Genomic DNA, 18590 nt, shown 5'->3' on the forward strand with positions numbered 1-18590 from the left:
ATTCCGTCGCGTGTGACGGCCATGTGACGGCGAGGCGACACCGTTTGACATCCGCGCCGGGCTCAGTTCCAGATCGTCGACCACAGGAAGGGCGGCACATCATCGAGCGCCGGGAAAACCGCGTTCGGGGTGTAGTCGGGCAGCGGTTTGCGGCCGGTTCCCCTGTCGATCCAGATGCAGCGGAAGCCGAGGTCGCGAGCGGCGGCGAGATCGAGATGCGGACTGGCACAAATATGCACGACATCGCCCCGACCGACGCCAAGCGCATTGTGCGCAAAATCGAAGATCTGCCGCGCGGGCTTGTAGGCGCCGGCCTGCTGCGCGGTGACGACGCGGTCTATATGCCCGCCGAGTTGGGCGACATTGCCGGCGATGATGTCATCGTCGGTGTTTGAAATGATGCAAAGCTTGAAACCCTGGGCCTTCAGCGCGCCGAGCGCGGGGACGACCTCGGGGAATGGCGGCATTCGGGAGATGCTCCCGGTCAGCACCTCGATGTCGTCCGGCGAACGGGCGAGCTTCAACTCCTCCATCGCCAGCCCAAGCCCCTCGCCGGCCACGCTGCGGAAGGATTTGTGAGGCCGCGCGGTCTCGAGCGCGTGCTCGTGCTTGTCGTAGACGCGGATCAGCGTCTGGGGTTCGATATTGGAGGCTGGGTGATTGGCGAGGATCGTGTTGACGGCGGCAAGCAGACCTTCATCCCACTGGATGAGGGTGCCGTAGCAATCGAAGGTCAGCCATTCGGGTTTTGGGCCGGAAAGCATCGATTATCCTTTCTTGACGATCTGATGGAAGGGACCGCTGAACGGGTCGCCTCGCATTGTTTCAGAACCCTGGCATGACCACTCTCGGACGTCAGGCCGATTGGCTGTTGCCGACAATTTGGGCGAGCCCGATACCGGCTTCGACCGGCTGAGGCCGCGAGGCTTATGTGACGATGAATCCATGCGCGAACGGATCGCGGTCGTCGATGAAGATGGTGTTCAGGCCCGTCATCCGTGCCCAACCGCCGATCGAGGGGATGATCGCCGGCTTGCCCGCCACGCTGACCTCTTTTTCGACCTTGCCCTTGAACAGCGAGCCGATGATCGATTCATGCACGAAACTGTCGCCGGCCTTGAGCTTACCTTTGGCATGGAGCTGCGCCATGCGGGCCGAGGTGCCCGTGCCGCAAGGCGAGCGGTCGATCGCCTTGTCGCCGTAGAAGACCGCGTTGCGCGCATCGGCCTCGGCATGTTTCGGCTTGCCCGTCCACAGCATATGCGACAGCCGGTTGATGCCGGGGTTCTCCGGATGCACGAAGGAGTATTTCTCGTTGAGGCGCTGGCGCATAACCGGACTCCAGGCGATGAGGTCGCCCGCCGAGTAATCGGCCATGTCCCGGTAATTCTTCTGCGGCTCGACGATGGCGTAGAAATTGCCGCCATAGGCGATGTCGACGCTGATCTCCCCGAGCACCGGGCATTCGACGGTCAAGCCTTCGGCATAGAGGAAGGACGGCACGTTGGTGATGCGCACCTCCTCGACATATTCGCCGACCTGTTTGTATTCGGCGATGACAAGGCCGGCCGGCGTGTCGAGCCTCAAGACGCCCGGCGTCTTCGGCTTCACCAACCCGTGCTCGATCGCCATGGTGACGGTGCCGATCGTGCCATGCCCGCACATCGGCAGGCAGCCCGAGGTCTCGATGAACAGGATGGCGATATCGCAGTCCTCGCGCGTCGGCGGATAGAGGATCGAGCCCGACATCACGTCATGGCCGCGCGGCTCGAACATCAGTCCGGTGCGGATCCAGTCATATTCGGCGAGGAAATGCGCCCGCCGCTCCATCATCGTCGCACCCTCGAGCAACGGCCCGCCGCCGGCGACCAGGCGCACCGGATTGCCGCAGGTGTGGCCGTCGATGCAGAAGAAGGATTTTTTGGCCATGATGGACTCTTTTCAGAAACGCTGCGGACCGAAGGGCGTTAGATCGAGCGGCGGAGTCTGCCCGAGAATGAGATCGCGGATCAAGCGGCCGGTCGCCGCCGACTGAGTGAGGCCGAGATGACCGTGGCCGAAGGCATAATAGACGTTCGGCGCGCGCGCCGTGCCGATGACCGGCAATGAATCCGGCAGCGACGGACGATAGCCCATCCACTCGCGGCCGCCGGACGGGTCGAGCCCGGGCAGGAAGCGCTTCGCCTTCTCCAGCATCGCCTTCGAGCGAGCGAAATTCGGCGGCCGCTCGATGCCGCCGAGCTCGACGGCGCCGCCGACGCGCAAGCCGGTCTCGAGCGGCGTGATGACGAAGCCATGGCCGGAAAAGATCAGCTGCCGTTTCACGTCGAAGGCGGACACCGGCAGCGTCGTGTTGTAGCCGCGCTCGGTTTCAAGCGGGATGCGGTCGCCGATATCCCTTGCCAGGAGATGAGACCAGGCGCCCGCGGCGATCAGAAGCGTCTTTGCCGCGCGCCTGCTGCCGTCTGCCAGAACGATCGTGGGGCCCTTTGCATCCTCTTCTATGCGCGCGACCCGCGCATGCTCGAAACGGGCGCCGCGTTTTTCCGCATAGGCCCAGACCGCCTTGCCGAGCAGCTTCGGGTCGGCGACCGTCTTCCAGCCCGGCACGAAGGTGCCCTTGACGAAGCGCGGCGAAAGACCTGGCTGCAGCGCCGCCATCTCTTCGCCCTCGACATGGCGAAAGCCGATGCCGAAACGCTCGCGTTCGGCCCAGCCGGGCAGCGAGGCGCGGAACTCCGCCTCGCTCTCATAGAATTCCAGCGACCCATCCTCGCGCAGCATCGGCCGCGTGCCGGAGCGGTCGAGCAGCCCCATCCATTCGGCTTCGGCGAGCTTCATCATGCCCGCCTGCGTGGCGAGGCTCGTCTCGTAGTGCTTCGCCGCGCCCGCCCGCCAGAAGCGGATCAGCCAGGGCAGAAGTTTCGGCAGATAAGCCGGTGGGATAGTCAAAGGTCCGATCGGATCGGCGAGCCATTTCGGCAATTGCCGGATCATGCCTTTATGCGCCAGCGGCAGCACGTCGGAGAAGGCGAAGGCGGCGGCATTGCCGGAGCTCGTCTCCTCGCAGATGCCGGTGCGGTCGAAGACGGTGACGCTGCGCCCCGCTTCGGAGAGCAGGGTCGCAGCGCAGATGCCGATGATGCCGCCGCCAATGATGGCGATGTCGTCCGCTTCTCCCCGTGCACCGGCAGAAGATGCCCCAGTGGCTGAGCGCCGCTCCTGTTCCCAGGATTTGGAATTTCCTTGCACGTCAGGGCTGTCCCTTATTCGGCCGCCGCCAAGCTGTCCATCGATCGAGGAGACGTCTGCAGCGGCGGCAGCTTCGGCCGCACCGCCAGCGCATCCCGGACGATCTTTTCGACCGCCTTGCGGCGTTCACCCGACAGCGGCTGGCGCGGCATGCGCACGCGATCATTGGTACCGATCGCCAGCACTTCGGCAAGCTTGATGTTTTGGACCAGATAGGTCGAGACATCGAGGTCGAGCAAGGGCCGGAACCAGCGGTAGATCGCCAACGCCTCGTCGCGTCGGCCCTGTTGCATCAACTGGTAGATCGCGACCGTCTCGCGCGGGAAGGCGGTGACGAGGCCGGCGACCCAGCCGATGGCGCCGACCGACAGCGCCTCGAAGGCAAGGTTGTCGACGCCGGTGAAGAGGTCGTAGCGGTCGCCGAACCGATTGATGATCTCGGTCGATCGGCGGATGTCGTCGGAGGATTCCTTGATGGCGACGAAACGCTTGTCCGACGCCAGCTCCTCCATCAGGTCGACGGTGACGTCGACGCGATAGGCGAGCCTGTTGGAATAGATCATCACCGGCAGGTCGCCTGCTTCGGCGACGGCGCGAAGGGCGGCGACCGTCTCTTGCGGGTCGGTGTGATAGATCGGGCTCGGCACCACCATCAGGCCGTCGGCGCCTTCCTTGGCGGCGCGTTTGGCGATAGCAGCCGCCTCACGCGTGCCGGGCTCGTTGACGGTCAAGAGCACCGGCTTCTTGCCGGCAACCTTCTGCGCCGTCTTCAGCACCTCGATCTTCTCGTCAGGCGACAGCATGGGTCCCTCGCCGAGCGAGCCGCACACGATGATGCCGTCGCAGCCGGCCTCCATCTGCAGCCCGTAGCAGCGCTCCATCTCGGCATGGTCGAGACGGTCGTCGGCGGTGAATTTGGTCGTGACGGCGGGGAAAACTCCGGCCCACATGGCTACTTCTCCTCTGATATATCACTCGTATATCTATTAAGAATTAGCCTGTCAACGCTGAATCACTTATGATATATGAAAAATATATCAGGAGCCCGCCATTGATCTCCCCGCTGATATCCGTCGAGGCGAACGCGACCTTCGAGCCGGCGGCGACCAAGGCCTATCGCGCGCTTGAGCATATGATCGTCACGCTCGAGCTGGCGCCGTCGGGCTTCGTCACCGAAGGCGCGCTGATCGAGCGGCTGGGTCTCGGACGCACCCCCGTGCGCGAGGCTATCCAGCGGCTCGCCTGGGAAGGGCTTCTCGACATCAGACCCCGCGCCGGCATCGCGGTCGCGCCGCTTCACGCCGGCGACTGGCTGCGGGTGCTGGATGCGCGGCGCGGCATCGAGGTGGTGCTCGCCCGCTCGGCCGCCCGCTTCGTCACCCGCGAGGCCGCCGACCTGTTCCATGAAGCGGCCCTGGCCATGCAGAAGGCGGTGATCTCGAGCAATGTGCTTGCCTTCATCCAGGCCGACAAGGCGCTCGACGAAGCGCTGGCCATCGCCGCCGACAACCCCTTCGCGGCGCGTGTGGCAGGCCCCTTGCAGACCCACAGCCGCCGCTTCTGGTATCGCTACAAGGCCGATACCGGTCTCGCCGAATCGGCCGAGCACCACGTGGCGCTGATCCGTTCCATCCTCGACGGCGACGAGGAAGCCGCCGCCAAGGACGCCAAGAAGCTGATAGCGCTGCTGCGCGGTCATGCCGAGGTGGCCGCCACGCGCTGAGCAGGACCAGCGCCTGCTCGAGGCGCTTCAGCCACCCGGCTGCCCGACCGCGGTGGCCAGTGTGTCTTCCCACCCCTCGCCGGCGGCCAGAATGCAGCTCTGGCCTTTGACGTCGGTCATCAGGATGGTCCAGGTTCCGCCGGCCGAGACAAACACCTCGAAGATGGCGACCTGTCCGGCCACGCCATAGCCCAGCCGCTTCTCCTCGAATGCCTCCGCCAGCCTCGCGACCAGATAGTCATGGCCGCCGCAGATGACTTGCGCCCGCGCCGGAACTGCCGGCAGCGCCATCATGGCGCCAACGGCCGCAAGCTTGACCCATTGAAACGAAAATTCGCGTGCCATGGGGCACCTCCTTTGCCGTCGCATTCCGGCAAAGGGAGGCACATTCGGCCGCCTCGGTGTGCCGGAAGGCTCCAGGCCGGATTGGACGTCTTCATCGCGTCACTCCTTCTGGCTTCCGGTCTGTCGTCGGGAGATCATGACTCCCTGGATTCGATATGGTGAAGCTCCGCTCCGTAGACAAGCGGCGCCGCGGAGAGCGCCTTGCTTGGCGCCACTTGACGCCCGACCGTGGGAGCCGTTGTGGCGCGCACCCCGGCTCCCTGCCGGTTTCAGGCGCCCGGCATCGCCGCGGTGATCGTCGGGCTGTCCCAGCCCTCGCCGACGGAAAGCACGCAGCTCTGGCCTTTGGTATCGGAGGCGAGCACCGTCCAGCTTCCCTGGTCGGAAACGAATATCTCGAGCACGACGTTCGGATTGATCAGGCCGCGCCCAGCCTCGGTTTCGTGGAACTTGTCGCCCAGCGCCTTGATGATGTCGGCGCGCGCCGCGCATTGCGCCGCCGCGCTCGCCGGCGCGGCTCCAACGGTCATCGCCGTCGCCGCCAATATTGCCGCCACAACAAATCGTGTCATCTGACACCTCCTCGCGCCAGACGAGAACCCCGGCTTGAACCGGCGCTGCTTGGTTGCCTGCACGCATGGCAGGAATAAAGCCTAAGGCAGATGGTGGTCTGTTGGTTCCATCACACGGCGATGGAATTATTAGAATATGCGGACGCACGCATGACGCGATGCGCCGGAATTCATGCGCCTGAAGTTGTGCTTCGCCTTCGTCCATAAAAAGAAAGCGCGGCTTGCGCCGCGCCTTCTCAATGTTGGTTGGACGACCGTTCGGGCTAGTTCATCGTCGGGATGACAAACTCGGCGCCGTCCTTAATGCCCGACGGCCAGCGCGAGGTGACCGTCTTGGTCTTGGTGTAGAAGCGGAACGCGTCCGGGCCGTGCTGGTTGAGATCGCCGAAGGATGACGCCTTCCAGCCGCCGAACGTGTAATAGGCGATCGGAACCGGGATCGGCACGTTGACGCCGACCATGCCGACCTGAACGCGGCTGGCGAAGTCACGCGCGGCGTCGCCGTCGCGGGTGAAGATGGCGACGCCGTTGCCCATCTCGTGGTCATTGGCGAGCTTGATGGCGTCCTCGTAGCGCGGCGCGCGCACCACCGAGAGCACCGGCCCGAAGATCTCTTCCTTGTAGATGCGCATGTCGGCGGTCACGTTGTCGAACAGGCAGCCGCCCATATAGTAGCCGTTCTCATAGCCCTGCATCTTAAAGCCGCGGCCGTCGACGACGAGCTTGGCGCCTTCCTTGACGCCGATATCGACGTAACCCTTGACGCGCTCCAGCGCCTGCGCGGTCACCAGCGGACCGAAATCGGCGGAAGAGTCGGTCGAGGGGCCGACCTTGAGGCTCTCGACGCGAGGCACCAGCTTTTCCATCAGACGGTTGGCGGTGTCGTTGCCGACCGGGACAGCCACCGAGATCGCCATGCAGCGTTCGCCGGCCGAGCCGTAGCCGGCGCCGATCAGCGCATCGACAGTCTGGTCCATGTCGGCATCGGGCATGATGATCATGTGGTTCTTGGCGCCGCCGAAGCACTGCACGCGCTTGCCCGATGCCGTGCCGCGCGAATAGATATAGTGCGCGATCGGCGTCGAGCCGACGAAGCCGATGGCCTTGATGTCCGGATCGTCGAGGATGGCGTCGACAACTTCCTTGTCGCCATTGACGACGTTGAGGATGCCGGCCGGCAGGCCGGCCTCGATGAACAGTTCGGCAATGCGCAACGGCACGCCCGGATCGCGCTCGGACGGCTTCAGGATGAAGGCGTTGCCGCAGGCGATGGCCGGGGCGATCTTCCACAACGGGATCATTGCGGGGAAGTTGAACGGGGTGATGCCGGCGACGACGCCGAGCGGCTGGCGCATCGAATAGACGTCGATGCCGGGGCCGGCGCCGTCGGTGAACTCGCCCTTCATCATGTGCGGCGCGCCGATGCAGACCTCGACCACTTCGAGGCCGCGCTGGATGTCCCCGCGCGCATCGGCAATGGTCTTGCCGTGCTCGCGCGCCAGGATGTCGGCCAGCTCGTCGTAGTCACGGGCGACCAGCTCGAGGAATTTCATCAGCACGCGCACGCGACGCTGCGGGTTGGTGGCCGCCCATTTCGGCTGCGCCGCCTTGGCGTTCTCGACCGCGGCGCGCAGTTCCGCCTGCGAGGCCAGCGCCACCGTGCCGCGCACGGAGCCGTCCATCGGCTGCATCACATCCTGCTTGCGCCCGCTGGTGCCGGCGACACGCTTGCCCCGGATGAAATGACCGTATTCGATCATGCTTTTCTCTCCCTGTTCTGATGATGACCCATTGTCTGCCTTTGCGGCGGCGATGGCAACGCGAGCCAAAACGCAACCGTTGTGCGGAAAATAGACAACGATCCCGAGGTGTGCATTAATTGCCGCAAATGACGGATTGCCTGCCGTGAAGGATTTCATAGGTTGAGTTTTGTCGCGCCCCCCTCTGTCCTGCCGGACATCTCCCCCTCTTGGGGGGAGATTGGAAGCTTCACCGACAGCGCTTTCGGCGGTTGGCGAAATCCGCCGCAACATCTGATCTCCCCCCTAGAGGGGGAGATGGCCGGCAGGCCAGAGGGGGGCGCGAAGGAACGCAGCGTTGGCAATCACAGAGCGGACCACTCCCATGAACTGGGATGACGTCCGCATCTTCCTTGCAGTCGCCCGCGCCGGCCAGATTCTCGGTGCGGCCAAGCGCCTGGAGCTCAACCACGCCACCGTCTCGCGCCGCATCGCCGCGCTCGAGGAGGCGCTCCGCACAAAGCTCTTCCGCCGCCTGACCACCGGCAGCGAGCTGACGCCGGCCGGCGAGCGCTTCCTCGACATAGCCGAGCGCATGGAGAGCGACATGATCGCCGCGCGCTCGACCATTGCCGGCGAGGGCGACGATGTTTCGGGCACGGTGCGCATCGGCGCGCCGGACGGATTTGGCGTCGCCTTCCTGGCAAAGCGGCTGGGCGAGCTGACTGCGCTGCACCGCGAGCTCACTATACAGCTGGTGCCGGTGCCGCGCTCCTTCTCGCTGTCCAGGCGCGAGGCCGATATTGCGATCACCGTCGAGCGGCCGAGCGAAGGGCGGCTGGTGGCAGGCAAGCTGGTCGACTATACGCTCGGCCTCTTCGCCTCCCGCACCTATGCCGAAGCCAACGGCCTGCCGAAAGCGCCGGCCGAGCTCGGCCTGCACACGCTGATCGGCTATGTGCCGGACCTCATCGTCAGCCCCTCGCTGGACTATGCCGCCGAGTTCAGCCCCGAATGGCGCACCAGCTTCGCCATCTCCTCGGCGCTCGGCCAGGCCGAAGCGGTGCGCTCCGGCGCGGGCATCGGCATCCTGCACACGTTCGTCGCCCGTTCGATGCCGGAGCTGGTGCCGGTCGACATCGTCGCGCCCATCCGCCGCGCCTACTGGCTGGTCTATCATGAATCGGTGCGGCCGCTGCGCCGCGTGCAGCTGGTCGCCAACTTCATCACCAAGGCCGTGGAACGCGAGCGCGGCCTTTTTGTCTAGAACACGATCTAGGACCGCTTGACCAGAACGTTCCCGGGACAGAAATCTGACCGGTGTTCGCGTTGACAGATGGTATGCCTTGGAGATTGGCCGAAACGGTCCGGCCTCGTCATCCACGGGCGGAGCAAGGAGCGAAGCGACGCGCGCAGACCCGAGGATCCATTCCGTGTCGCATGAGCGCTGCCGCGGTGCAGAATTCTGCTCAGCTGCACTCTTTGATCAGAATCACGGAATGGATTCCAGGGTCTCCGCGACGCCGCTCCGCGGCTGCTCCGCCCTGGAATGACGAGGTTGAGAGGCTTCAGCCAATTCCCAACGTCTGCGCTGATTCACCGAAATGGACGGTGAAAATCTTGCCGCTGACAAGCCCGCAACCCTTCAAATGCCTGCAGTGAGGAATTAATCCGCGTCGAGCACGAACGAGCTCACGATCTTCTCGGCCTCGTCCGCAAGCGGCGCCCATTTGCGCTCTACCTCTTCGGAGTTGTCGCCCGCGACCCCGCAATCGACGAAGCCGTAATGCGAGCTGCGCAGTGTCGGTGCGATGCGGGAATGGCCGTAGAAGCTGACATTCTCGTCGGCATAGTGGAAATCCATCTCGGCCATGCGCACCGGATAGCCGTCCGGAAAATGCGCCAACCTGTCCTTTCGGAAGGCGGCCGACTGATAGGCGACGCCGACCATGGTCTGCCAGTTGCTCACCTTCCAGTCTTCCTCCATGAACGCCCTGACATCGGGCGGATTGTCGGGAGCGGTCGGATCATAGGCATTTTCCGACACGCGGCAGGTGAGCCCTCCTTCGCCGGATTTGATCTTGAGCCGAATGGTGTTGTCAAAGGCGGTTTCGCTCGCCCATTGCTCGGGATAGGTCAGCGAAAAGCCGTGCTCCTTGTCGTGAACGGTTTTGTCCGCTGCCAGCGCCGCCGGGGCGCAGGTCAGATAGGCGGCCGCCGCAAAAAGAAAAAGACGCATCCAAAGTCCCCTCGCTGCGGCCGATCCTATCACAGGCAGTTGGTCGCCGCCGCCTTGCAGCGCCCGGCTCTACCAGCAGCTGTTCGGCGACAGCTGGGTCGGGGAAGCGTTCCGAGGCAAGCCCGCCGAAGCAGATGCAAAGCCCCTCAGATAGGTTTGAGATACCGCTCCGGGCTGAGGTCGCGCGCGTTGATCTCCGGCACCCGGTTGGACATGATGTCGGCGAGCACCTTGGCCGAGCCGCAGGCCATGGTCCAGCCGAGCGTGCCATGGCCGGTGTTGAGATAGAGGTTGGCAACCTCGCTTTGCCCGATCAAGGGCGGTCCATCCGGCGTCATCGGCCGCAAGCCGCACCAGAAGCTCGCCGCCTTGAGATCGCCGCCGCCGGGGAAGAGATCGCCGACCGAGTGTTCGAGCGTGCGGCGGCGCGATTCCTGCAGGCGAAGGTCATAGCCCGAAATCTCCGCCGTGCCGCCGACCCGGATGCGGTCGCCGAGCCTGGTGATCGCCACCTTGTAGGTCTCGTCCATGACGGTCGACACAGGCGCGGCCTCGACATTGTCGATCGGCACGGTGATCGAATAGCCCTTGACCGGATAGACCGGTATGGGCCGCCCCAGCGAGCGCATGAACTGCGCCGAATAGCTGCCCATCGCCATCACGAAGGCGTCCGCGGATTTCCATCCGCCCTCCGTGAGGACGTTGGTGAGGCGATTGCGGTTCCTGACGATGCGCCGGATGGTCGAGCCATATTCGAAGGTCACGCCGCGCGCCACGCAAAGTTCCGCGAGCTTGTCGGTGAACATCTTGCAGTCGCCGGTCTCGTCGCCCGGAAGCCTGAGGCCGCCGACGAATTTCTCGCGCACCGCCGCAAGGGCCGGCTCGGCGGCGATACAGCCGTCGCGGTCGAGGATCTCGTAAGGCACACCGTATTTCTTCAGCACCTCGACGTCGCCGCCGGTGCCGTCGAGTTGCTTTTGCTTGCGGAACAGCTGCAGCGTGCCTTCGGTCCGTTCGTCGTAGGTGATGCCGGTCGCCTCGCGCAGCGCCTTCAGCGTGTCGCGGCTGTATTCGGCAAGCGGCACCATGCGCGACTTGTTGAGCGCGTAGCGCTCGGCCGTGCAGTTGCGCAGCATCTTGAGGAGCCAGGTCCACATGTTCGGGTCGAAGGCGGGCCGCACGACCAGAGGGCCGTACTTCATCAACAGCCATTTGACGGCTTTGACCGGGATACCGGGCCCGGCCCAAGGCGAGGCATAGCCCGGCGATACTTCGCCGGCATTGGCGAAGCTGGTTTCGAGCGCCGGCCCCGGCTGGCGATCGTAGACGGTCACTTCATGACCGGCCTCGGCGAGGAAGTAGGCGGTGGTGACCCCGATCACGCCGCCGCCCAGCACGATGACTTTCATTCAAGGCTCCCTCAAAGGCCGATCATGCCGCGCGAGGCATGGCCATTCCCTGTCTGCCGGATTTTGCGGCACCCGCCAAGTGCTGCGTTATCCGCCGATGTAACGGCGGTGAAAGCGCGCGCCCAGGCTGGTCAATATCTCGTAGCCGATGGTGCCGGCGTGGCCGGCCGCGTCGTCGACGCTTTGTGACGCACCGATGAGCTCGACGAGGTCGCCTTCGCCGAGCCTACCTGCCGGAAGCGCCGAAATGTCGAGGATAATCGAGTCCATCGACACGCGCCCGACGAAGGGCAGTCGCACGCCCTCGAACCAGCCAGCCGAAGCGGCGCGACGGTGCCAGCCGTCGCCATAGCCCAGCGAAATGGTCGCGAGATCGAGCGGTCCATCCGCCTGGTGGGTATGGCCATAGCCGATGCCGGCGCCGGCGCCGACCTGTCGCGTCTGCGCCACCTTGGCTTGCAGTCGTATGACCGGCAGCATCGGATTGGGCGCGGCGGGCGTCGGGTTGACGCCGTAAAGCGCGGCTCCCGGGCGGGCCAGATCATAGTGATAGGCCGGCCCGAGAAAGATGCCAGACGAGTTGGCCAAGGAGACGGGCGCCGCGGGCAGCATCCTGCGCAGCCTTTCGAATTCGTGCCGCTGCCTCTCGTTCGCCGCCTCTTGCGGCTCGTCGGCGCGGGCGAGATGGCTCATGACGAAACGAATGTCCACGCCATCGAAGGCGCTGGTCTCCCCCGCGACCGCCTCGACTTCCGCCGGCGCCATGCCGAGCCTTGCCATCCCACTGTCGACCTGGATGGCGGCGGCAAGGCTTTGGCCCATGCCTCGCGCGGTCTCGCGCCAGGCCTTAAGCTGCATGGCGCTGTTGATGACCGGGTAAAGCCCGGCCGCCGCGGCTTCCGGTTCAGAACCCGGAGGCAGCCCGTTCAGCACGAAGATGTCCGGCCCCGGGCCGATCGCCTTGCGCAGCGCGATACCTTCGCCAAGCAGTGCGACGAAGAAGATGTCGCAGCCCTCTTTCGCCAGCGCCGAGGCCACTTGCGCGGCGCCAAGCCCATAGCCGTCGGCCTTGAGCACCCCGGCGCAGCGGACGGCGCTCAGCCGCGCCTTCAGCCGGCGGTAGTTTTCCCGGATGGCGCCGAGGTCGATCGTCAGGATCGCGCCGGCAGCCGCCTCGCTCACCGTCGAGCCACTCCTTGCATCATGTGCCGGAAACCCGCGTCCCGTGTCGTCGCTCATGGCGACCCCCGCTCATTGCATCGGCAATCAATACGGCCATGGGGCGGCCGCGACAACCGGGACAGATGGCGGCCACTCAGGGGACGAGATGCTGGAACGCCGCGACCACCTGCTCGTAGACCTTGCGCTTGAACGGCACGATCAGGTCGGGCAGCTCCCGCATCGGCCGCCAGGCCCATTCATCGAACTCGGCCTTATGGCCACCGGGAGGCGGATTGATCTCGATCTCGCCTTCATCGCCCTCGAAGCGGTAGGCGAACCATTTCTGCGTCTGGCCGCGATAGCGGCCCTTGAAGGCGACGCCGACCAGATGCTCCGGCAGGTCGTAGTTGATCCAGCGCGGCGCCTCGGCCAGCAGCGACACGCTGCGCATGCCGGTTTCCTCGTAAAGCTCGCGCCCGGCGGCCTCGATCGGCTCCTCGCCCTTGTCGATGCCGCCCTGCGGCATCTGCCAAAGCTGCGTCGTGCCGGCAAACTCGCTGTCCGGTTCGGCGATGCGGTGCCCAACCCAGACCAGACCTGCTTTGTTGAGGATCATCAGCCCGACGCACGGACGGTAAGGCAGCGTTTCGGGATCGATCGTCTTAGCCATGGGGGCAGCGTTCCGTGTGAGTAGTGAGTAGTGAGTAGTGAGTAGTGAATGGTGAATGGCGAATGGTGACGGCATCAAAAACCGCGGCGCGGCACTGAAAATCTTCTACTACTTACTACTACTTACTATTCACTATTCACTATTCACTATTCACTATTGACCATTCACCCAGCTAGCCTTTTTGCGGATCGATCGCCACAGCCGAGATCGGCACGATCTCGATGCCGCGCTTCTTCGCTTCGGCAATCCACGACGTCACCGTGTCGACGGTGATATCGAAGGCCGAACCGATGCCGACGGCGCTGCCCTTGGCCCGCGCCGTGGCTTCGAGGCTGTCCAGCTTCTTGAGGATTTCGCCGCGATCCTGCACGGCATCGATCGCCATGTCGCCGGCGACGAATGGCACGCCGTCCTTCAACGCCAGGTCAGGCGCCACACTGCGCGATGACGAGCCGTCATCGATGTAGGCAAGCCCCCGCTTGCCGAGCTCGGCCATGAACGGTTCCATCGCCGCGGCGTCGGCCGAGAAGCGGGCGCCCATATAGTTCATGACCCCGGTATAGTTGGTCGTGCGCGACAGGGCCCAGTGCAGGCTCCTCAGGTTCTCGTCCGGGCTGGCCGCGACAGTCAGCGTGTTGCGCCCGGGATTGACGTTGGGATAATCGAACGGCTCGAGCGGCACCTGCATGACGATCTCATGCCCGCTTTGCCTTGCCGTCTGCATCCAGCGGCCGATGCTGTTGCCTTGCGGCGCAAAGGCCAACGTCACTTCAGCCGGCAGCTTGGCGATCGCTGCTTGCGTGCCGGTCTGCGAGACGGCGAGCCCGCCGATGACGATCGCCACCCGGGCCCCGCGCGCCCCCGACCAAGGCCGGGCATAGACGTCGAAGGGCCGCCGGCCGTCGGCGCTGCGGATCGGCAGCGGTCCGGTGTCGGTGGCCTCGATCAGCGCCCTGTCCGGGATATGGGCGACCTTGAGGTTCTGGCCGAGCGTCGACGGATCGCGAATCACGATAGCGGCCTTCGGCGGGCCGTCGCCTTCTTCGGTCTGGACGTGGATGATCTGCGGGCCGCCGCTCTTCATCGGCGTGCTGGCCTGTGGCGCCGCCGCCATCGGAGCCGGGGCGGGCGCCGCTGTCGCCGCAGGAGCAGCCTCGGCGGTGATCTTCGGCGTCGAAACGGCGACTTCTTCCGGCTTGCGGAACGGCCTTTCACGCAGCGCAATAGCGCCGGAAACACCGATCACGCCAAGCACGGCCAGCACAGCGATGAGCGAGCCGGAGCCGATGCCGCGCGAGGCCTTGCGCTGAGGTCGGATCGTCTGTCCGAGCGGGCGTTCGATGTCCTTGCCGATCTCAGCCAAGTCGTGTTTCCCCGGAAGCACGCCAGGGTCACGTTTTTCGTGACATCTCGCGTGAACTTCGCAATCGCCGGCGCGATACCCAGAAGCGTGGCGCCCCGACCGCGGTCCCCGAATCAAACTGCCGGAACCTCGCGGCCCCGGCAGCATTGCATTGCTTCTCGCAGCCGGCCAGAGCCGGACCGCATTACTGGTTCAGCACGGCCTTGTCCGGGTTCGGCGGGAACGACGGATCGGTCTTTTCGCCGCGCAGAAGCTGCTCGGCATAGATCAGCTGCAGGTCGTTCTTCGGATCCGGCGGCACATAGGCGGCCGAGCCCGAGCCGGTGGAGCTCTCGTCAGCGCCCTTGATGTGGCCCTTGAGGTCGGATTCGCCGCGGGTCAGGTCGCGGCCCTGCAGATCCGGGGGCAACGGCTGGTCGACCTTGATGTCGGGCGTGATGCCCTTGCCCTGGATCGACTTGCCCGACGGCGTGTAATAGAGCGCCGTAGTCAGCCTGAGCGCGCCGTTCTCGCCGAGCGGGATGATGGTCTGCACCGAGCCCTTGCCGAAGGACTGCGTGCCAACCACCGTGACGCGGCGCAGATCCTGCAGCGCGCCGGCGACGATTTCCGAGGCGCTCGCCGAGCCGCCATTGACCAGCACGATCATCGGCTTGCCGTTGATGTCGTCGACCTGCTTCGGCTTGGCGTCGAAGCGGGTGACGTCCTTCGGATCGCGGCCGCGCGTCGAGACGATCTCGCCGCGCTTGAGGAAGGCGTCCGACACGCTGACCGCCTGGTCGAGCAGGCCGCCCGGATTGAGGCGCAGGTCGAGCACATAGCCCTTCAGCTTGTCGTTCGGCACCTGCTTCTTGATGTTCTCGATGGCGTTCTCGAGATCGTCATAGGTCTTCTCGGTGAAGGAGGTGATCTTCATGTAGCCGATGTCGTTCTCGACCCGGTACTTCACCGCCTTGACCTTGATGATGTCGCGCACCACCGTCAGCTCGATCGGCTTGTCGGCGCCCTGGCGCAGGATGGTGAGCTTGATCGGCGTGTTGACCGGCCCGCGCATCTTCTCGACCGCGTCGTTGAGGGTAAGGCCGCGAACCTCCTCGCCGTCGATCTTGGCGATGTAATCGCCGGAAAGCACTCCCGCCTTGGCGGCCGGCGTGTCGTCGATCGGCGTGATCACCTTGACGAGGTCGTTTTCCATGGTGACCTCGATGCCGAGGCCGCCGAACTCGCCCTTTGTCTGCACGCGCATGTCCTGCGCCTGCTCGGCATTCATGTAGGAGGAGTGCGGGTCGAGCGAGGACAGCATGCCGTTGATGGCGTTCTCGACCAGCGATTTATCGTCCGGCGGCGTCACATAATTGGCGCGCACGCGTTCGAAGATGTCGCCGAAGATCGCCAGCTGCTTGTAGGTTTCCGAACCCGCAGCATTCGCCGCCGAACCCGGTGCGCCGTAGACCAGGCTCATTGCCGATGCGCCCATCAGCGCGCCGGCAAACAGAAGCGACAGTTTCCGCATCATTTCACGTCCTTCCAGAAAATCGGTCCGCCCACCATGGGGCCGGATCGACGGGTTTTCCATCCTTGCGGAACTCAACATAGAGTTCCAGCGCCGCATTTCCATTTCGCGAGGCCGAGGTGCTTGCCACCCGGGCCTCTCCCATCGCGCCGATCGGCTCTCCTGCGAGCACCGACTGTCCGGTCGCGACGCTGATTCTGCTCATCCCCGCCAGAACGACATGATACCCGTCGCCTGCGTTGAGGATCAAGAGTTGACCATAGGAGCGAAACGGCCCCGCATAAAGCACGTTTCCATCCGCCGGCGCGGTGACGATGGCTCCCGATTGTGTCGCAACCATGTCGCCTTGCATCGCCGCGCCATTGCCGTCGTCGGCGCCGAAACGCAGTTTGATCTTGCCGATGACAGGCAACGCGATCTGGCCTTGCAATGCCGAAAACGGCACCGATCCCGTGAGACGGTTCGCTTCAGGCACCGGCAGCGCGGCGAGCTCGGTGGTCGAGGCTGTGGTGTCGTTGTCCGTCGACTTGCGCTCGCTCGCCTTGGCCTGGTCCTGCGCCTTGCGCGCCTTGTCGGCTTCGAGCGAGGCGATCAGGTCCTTGAGGCTGCTCGCCTTCGCCGCCAGCTGCTGCGAGTGCTGCTGCTCTGCCGCCATCGCGGCCTGGGTATCGGCCTGCAGTTTTTTCTTGGCCTCGAGCAGCATGGTGAGCCGCTTCTTCTCCGCCGTCTGGTCCGTGACGGCGGCGGTCAACCTGGCCCGCTCGGCCTCGATCGAGGCCGTCACCCGCGTCTGCTCCTTGAGATCGGCCATCAGCCGATCGGTCTGCTGGCGCAGTTCAGGCACCACGGCGCCGAGCAAGATGGCGCTGCGCACCGACGACAGCGCATCCTCGGGCTTGACCAGGATCGCCGGCGGCGGATTGAGGCCCATGCGCTGCAATGCGCCGAGCACTTCGGCCAGCACGTCGCGCCGCGCCATGAGCGAGGCGCGCAGCTTATTTTGCTCGGCCTTCAGCCCTTCGAGCTTGGCGCCGATGTCCTCGATGTCCTGCCCGAGCTTCTGCTCCGTCATCGCCGACTGGATGAGCGCCGCGGTGATCGAAGCATAGTCCTTGCGCACCGAAGCGATGTCGGCGGCGAGCTTGCCCAGCCGCTCCGACGAGAGCGTGATCTCCTTGGAAACCTGCTCGTATTCGGCCCGACTCTGATCCGGGTCGGGCGCAAGGTCGAGCGAATTTTCGGCCGCCTGGGCCGGACCGAGCGCGACCAGGGCGGCGACAAGGGTCAAGCCGCAGCGGATGCGCCAGGCGCGGGTAATCGGAGTCCAGCCTTCAGACATCAGGCCTCTAACCTATCCGCCGCTTCGTTAACGAACCATCAACCATGTTGGAAGCGCCGCTCAGAGCAATTCCAGGAAAAGTGCGTAACGGTTTTCCGTCCGGGATTGCGTAAAACAGAATACCCCGTTGCCGCGCGATTGAGGCAGAAATCCTGGCGTGGGCCGGCAATCCCCAGCTTCTTGGCCGTCGAGCCGTATCACGATCGATGATACGGATGACCCGCCAGGATCGTCGCAATCCGGTAAAGCTGCTCGCCCAGCATGACGCGCACCAGCTGGTGCGGCCAGGTCAGCGCGCCGAAGGACAGCACAAGGTCGGCCTGCTCGCGCAGGGATCTGTCATGGCCGTCGGCACCGCCGATCGCGACGACCAGGGCCTTGCGGCCGCCGTCGCGCAACTGGCCGATGCGGGCGGCCAGGTCTTCCGAAGAAAGAGACTTGCCGCGTTCGTCGAGCAGGACGAGAACGGTGCCGGACTGCAATTGCGCTTGCAGCTTCTGTGCTTCCTCGCGGCGGCGCTCGTCGGCGCTCTGTCCGCGGCTCTCGGGGATTTCGACAATGCCGGCAAACTCCAGCCCGACCGCGGGCCCGCTCTTGGCGAAGCGCTCGAAATAGCGGTCGGCGAGTTCTCTCTCGGGGCCGGTCTTCATCCGGCCCACGGCATGAACGGTGATCTTCATCCTCGCCCCGGCGAGCTTGTCCTAACGCGCACCGTGACGGTTCACGGCACGCGGATCAAGGCTCAGTGCAAGGTCTCTTCCTCGAGATCCGGCGCCTGCCACATCTTTTCGAGATTGTAGAATTCGCGGACTTCGGGGCGGAAGACGTGGACGATGATGTCGCCCGAATCGATCAGGACCCAGTCGGCGCTGGCCAGCCCCTCGACGCGCGCATTGCCGAGGCCGGCATCCTTCAGCGCCTTGAGGAGATGATCGGCGACAGCCGAGACATGACGGTGCGATCGGCCCGAGGCGATGACCATATAGTCGCCGAGGCTCGATTTTCCCTGGATGTCGATTGAGACGATGTTTTCGGCCTTGGAGTCTTCCAGACTGGCAAGGACTGTGTCGATGGCGAGGGACGCGGCGTCGTTTCCGCTGATCCCTGCCGGCGAAGGCATGATGTCAGCCTTCTTCCGCAGTGCTGTTCTCAGTGTGTTTCCTTTCCCAACAAGAACAACCAAATCACCAGGCAAATCAGGTGACACCACTTAGATAGGCAGAGTTCCGTTGCAGTTTCAAGACGGGCGCCTTCGAAGCGTGATT

At 64.6% G+C, this 18590-nt stretch carries 18 protein-coding genes; 2 read left to right on the forward strand and 16 right to left on the reverse strand.

Translation table 11 applies throughout. From position 1 onward, the window contains the following. Positions 1-62 precede the first annotated feature (62 nt). The 4 genes from FJ423_RS11450 to FJ423_RS11465 all read right to left on the reverse strand — a co-directional run bounded on the left by FJ423_RS11450 (position 63) and on the right by FJ423_RS11465 (position 4202). Positions 63-764 carry a haloacid dehalogenase type II gene (locus FJ423_RS11450; RefSeq protein ID WP_140841758.1) on the reverse strand — a complete coding sequence of 234 codons (702 nt, stop codon included), beginning with the start codon at positions 762-764 and terminating at the stop codon, positions 63-65. 163 nt (positions 765-927) lie between these two features. After that, positions 928-1929: a 4-hydroxyproline epimerase gene (locus FJ423_RS11455; protein WP_140841760.1), complete on the reverse strand. Its 1002-nt coding sequence runs from the start codon at positions 1927-1929 to the stop codon at positions 928-930. A gap of 12 nt (positions 1930-1941) precedes the next feature. Further along, entirely contained in the window at positions 1942-3252 is a 1311-nt protein-coding gene (locus FJ423_RS11460; protein ID WP_140841762.1) for an FAD-binding oxidoreductase, read from the reverse strand. A 14-nt stretch (positions 3253-3266) separates the two neighbouring features. After that, positions 3267-4202: a dihydrodipicolinate synthase family protein gene (locus FJ423_RS11465; protein WP_140841764.1), complete on the reverse strand. Its 936-nt coding sequence runs from the start codon at positions 4200-4202 to the stop codon at positions 3267-3269. Between the two features lie 68 nt (positions 4203-4270). Here FJ423_RS11465 and FJ423_RS11470 point away from each other — a divergent pair, with 68 nt between their 5' ends. Next, a complete protein-coding gene (locus tag FJ423_RS11470) occupies positions 4271-4975 on the forward strand; it encodes a GntR family transcriptional regulator (protein WP_224712378.1) in 705 nt (234 codons plus the stop codon). A 27-nt stretch (positions 4976-5002) separates the two neighbouring features. Here the strand turns inward: FJ423_RS11470 and FJ423_RS11475 are convergent, their stop codons facing one another. From FJ423_RS11475 to FJ423_RS11485, 3 genes are all read right to left on the reverse strand, one after another. Next, the gene (locus FJ423_RS11475; RefSeq protein ID WP_140841766.1) at positions 5003-5320 is read right to left on the reverse strand and encodes a hypothetical protein; all 318 of its coding nucleotides are present in this window, start codon (positions 5318-5320) and stop codon (positions 5003-5005) included. Positions 5321-5589: 269 nt separating this feature from the next. Then, positions 5590-5892, reverse strand: a complete 303-nt coding sequence (locus FJ423_RS11480; RefSeq protein WP_140841768.1) for a hypothetical protein — start codon at positions 5890-5892, stop codon at positions 5590-5592. A gap of 263 nt (positions 5893-6155) precedes the next feature. Further along, entirely contained in the window at positions 6156-7652 is a 1497-nt protein-coding gene (locus FJ423_RS11485; protein WP_140841770.1) for a CoA-acylating methylmalonate-semialdehyde dehydrogenase, read from the reverse strand. A gap of 364 nt (positions 7653-8016) precedes the next feature. Here FJ423_RS11485 and FJ423_RS11495 point away from each other — a divergent pair, with 364 nt between their 5' ends. Beyond that, the gene (locus FJ423_RS11495) at positions 8017-8898 is read left to right on the forward strand and encodes a LysR family transcriptional regulator (protein WP_140841772.1); all 882 of its coding nucleotides are present in this window, start codon (positions 8017-8019) and stop codon (positions 8896-8898) included. A 399-nt stretch (positions 8899-9297) separates the two neighbouring features. On the opposite strand, the gene FJ423_RS11500 is transcribed toward FJ423_RS11495, so the two are convergent. The 9 genes from FJ423_RS11500 to rsfS all read right to left on the reverse strand — a co-directional run bounded on the left by FJ423_RS11500 (position 9298) and on the right by rsfS (position 18445). After that, positions 9298-9870, reverse strand: a complete 573-nt coding sequence (locus FJ423_RS11500) for a hypothetical protein (RefSeq protein WP_140841774.1) — start codon at positions 9868-9870, stop codon at positions 9298-9300. A gap of 146 nt (positions 9871-10016) precedes the next feature. Further along, a complete protein-coding gene (locus FJ423_RS11505; RefSeq protein WP_140841776.1) occupies positions 10017-11279 on the reverse strand; it encodes a D-amino acid dehydrogenase in 1263 nt (420 codons plus the stop codon). Between the two features lie 87 nt (positions 11280-11366). Then, positions 11367-12518 (reverse strand): alanine racemase, encoded by a 1152-nt coding sequence (gene alr, locus FJ423_RS11510; RefSeq protein WP_140841778.1) that lies wholly within the window; start codon positions 12516-12518, stop codon positions 11367-11369. A gap of 76 nt (positions 12519-12594) precedes the next feature. After that, a complete protein-coding gene (locus FJ423_RS11515) occupies positions 12595-13110 on the reverse strand; it encodes an RNA pyrophosphohydrolase (RefSeq protein WP_140723373.1) in 516 nt (171 codons plus the stop codon). 172 nt (positions 13111-13282) lie between these two features. Beyond that, positions 13283-14473: a divergent polysaccharide deacetylase family protein gene (locus FJ423_RS11520; protein WP_140841780.1), complete on the reverse strand. Its 1191-nt coding sequence runs from the start codon at positions 14471-14473 to the stop codon at positions 13283-13285. Between the two features lie 184 nt (positions 14474-14657). Then, complete coding sequence (locus FJ423_RS11525; RefSeq protein WP_176477009.1) at positions 14658-15989, reverse strand: S41 family peptidase; 1332 nt, start codon at positions 15987-15989, stop codon at positions 14658-14660. 1 nt (position 15990) lies between these two features. Further along, entirely contained in the window at positions 15991-17325 is a 1335-nt protein-coding gene (locus FJ423_RS11530) for a murein hydrolase activator EnvC (RefSeq protein ID WP_140841782.1), read from the reverse strand. A gap of 197 nt (positions 17326-17522) precedes the next feature. Continuing rightward, a complete protein-coding gene (gene rlmH / locus FJ423_RS11535; protein ID WP_140546819.1) occupies positions 17523-18005 on the reverse strand; it encodes a 23S rRNA (pseudouridine(1915)-N(3))-methyltransferase RlmH in 483 nt (160 codons plus the stop codon). A 62-nt stretch (positions 18006-18067) separates the two neighbouring features. Next, positions 18068-18445, reverse strand: a complete 378-nt coding sequence (gene rsfS, locus FJ423_RS11540) for a ribosome silencing factor (protein WP_095767215.1) — start codon at positions 18443-18445, stop codon at positions 18068-18070. Between the last annotated feature and the right edge of the window lie 145 nt (positions 18446-18590).

The organism is Mesorhizobium sp. B2-8-9, from assembly GCF_006439475.1.
GTDB lineage: Bacteria > Pseudomonadota > Alphaproteobacteria > Rhizobiales > Rhizobiaceae > Mesorhizobium.

What these genes read in the sequence shown, in the direction of transcription:
- FJ423_RS11505 (WP_140841776.1), bottom strand. Translation starts at nt 11,279, where the DNA reads ATGAAAGTCATCGTGCTGGGCGGCGGCGTGATCGGGGTCACCACCGCC.
- FJ423_RS11465 (WP_140841764.1), bottom strand. Translation starts at nt 4,202, where the DNA reads ATGTGGGCCGGAGTTTTCCCCGCCGTCACGACCAAATTCACCGCCGAC.
- FJ423_RS11515 (WP_140723373.1), bottom strand. Translation starts at nt 13,110, where the DNA reads ATGGCTAAGACGATCGATCCCGAAACGCTGCCTTACCGTCCGTGCGTC.
- FJ423_RS11450 (WP_140841758.1), bottom strand. Translation starts at nt 764, where the DNA reads ATGCTTTCCGGCCCAAAACCCGAATGGCTGACCTTCGATTGCTACGGC.
- rsfS (WP_095767215.1), bottom strand. Translation starts at nt 18,445, where the DNA reads ATGCCTTCGCCGGCAGGGATCAGCGGAAACGACGCCGCGTCCCTCGCC.
- FJ423_RS11500 (WP_140841774.1), bottom strand. Translation starts at nt 9,870, where the DNA reads ATGCGTCTTTTTCTTTTTGCGGCGGCCGCCTATCTGACCTGCGCCCCG.
- FJ423_RS11475 (WP_140841766.1), bottom strand. Translation starts at nt 5,320, where the DNA reads ATGGCACGCGAATTTTCGTTTCAATGGGTCAAGCTTGCGGCCGTTGGC.
- FJ423_RS11530 (WP_140841782.1), bottom strand. Translation starts at nt 17,325, where the DNA reads ATGTCTGAAGGCTGGACTCCGATTACCCGCGCCTGGCGCATCCGCTGC.
- FJ423_RS11480 (WP_140841768.1), bottom strand. Translation starts at nt 5,892, where the DNA reads ATGACACGATTTGTTGTGGCGGCAATATTGGCGGCGACGGCGATGACC.
- FJ423_RS11525 (WP_176477009.1), bottom strand. Translation starts at nt 15,989, where the DNA reads ATGATGCGGAAACTGTCGCTTCTGTTTGCCGGCGCGCTGATGGGCGCA.
- FJ423_RS11470 (WP_224712378.1), top strand. Translation starts at nt 4,271, where the DNA reads ATGATATATGAAAAATATATCAGGAGCCCGCCATTGATCTCCCCGCTG.
- alr (WP_140841778.1), bottom strand. Translation starts at nt 12,518, where the DNA reads ATGAGCGACGACACGGGACGCGGGTTTCCGGCACATGATGCAAGGAGT.
- rlmH (WP_140546819.1), bottom strand. Translation starts at nt 18,005, where the DNA reads ATGAAGATCACCGTTCATGCCGTGGGCCGGATGAAGACCGGCCCCGAG.
- FJ423_RS11455 (WP_140841760.1), bottom strand. Translation starts at nt 1,929, where the DNA reads ATGGCCAAAAAATCCTTCTTCTGCATCGACGGCCACACCTGCGGCAAT.
- FJ423_RS11495 (WP_140841772.1), top strand. Translation starts at nt 8,017, where the DNA reads ATGAACTGGGATGACGTCCGCATCTTCCTTGCAGTCGCCCGCGCCGGC.
- FJ423_RS11485 (WP_140841770.1), bottom strand. Translation starts at nt 7,652, where the DNA reads ATGATCGAATACGGTCATTTCATCCGGGGCAAGCGTGTCGCCGGCACC.